The sequence below is a fragment of the Mesorhizobium sp. M6A.T.Ce.TU.002.03.1.1 genome (assembly GCF_003997275.1).
GTDB classification, from domain to species: Bacteria; Pseudomonadota; Alphaproteobacteria; order Rhizobiales; family Rhizobiaceae; genus Mesorhizobium; species Mesorhizobium mediterraneum.
Window position 1 is genome coordinate 1 of record NZ_RZTI01000324.1, and the last position, 443, is coordinate 443.

1 protein-coding gene is annotated in these 443 nt (G+C 60.7%); it reads right to left on the minus strand.

Annotation, left to right across the window (positions count from 1 at the left end):
- A partial coding sequence (locus EOC93_RS33770) for a TetR family transcriptional regulator (RefSeq protein ID WP_164759407.1) occupies positions 1 to 363 on the minus strand: 363 nt, incomplete at its 3' end.
- Positions 364 to 443: the final 80 nt, after the last annotated feature.

Genomic DNA, 443 nt, shown 5'->3' on the forward strand with positions numbered 1-443 from the left:
ATCCTGGATGGCCGGATCGCCGGCAACGCGGCTGCGATAGTCGTCGAGCAGCCGGTCGGCCGCCACGATGATGTCCTTGGCTTCCCGGACATCGGCGACAATCGCTGACAGCCGCGCCCGGCTGACTTCGGAGAAACGCTCATAGAGCATCGCCAGGATCGCCGACTTGTTGGGGAAGTAGTGATAGACGGTGGCGATCGGCCCGCCCGCCAGCATGCCGACCTCCTTCATGGTGACGGCATCGATGCCCTTCTCGCCGATCAGCCGCATGGTCGTCGACAGGATCGCGTCGATGCGCTCGCGGCTGCGTTCCTGCTTGGGCCTGCGCCTCGGCTCGGTCGCCATTCTCTTCAATTCCGTCATGCACCGATCTTTCGCACGGCTTCCCAAATTCCGGTTGACAAGAAATATGATCAAGTATCAGTTTCTGAAATACTGACAGG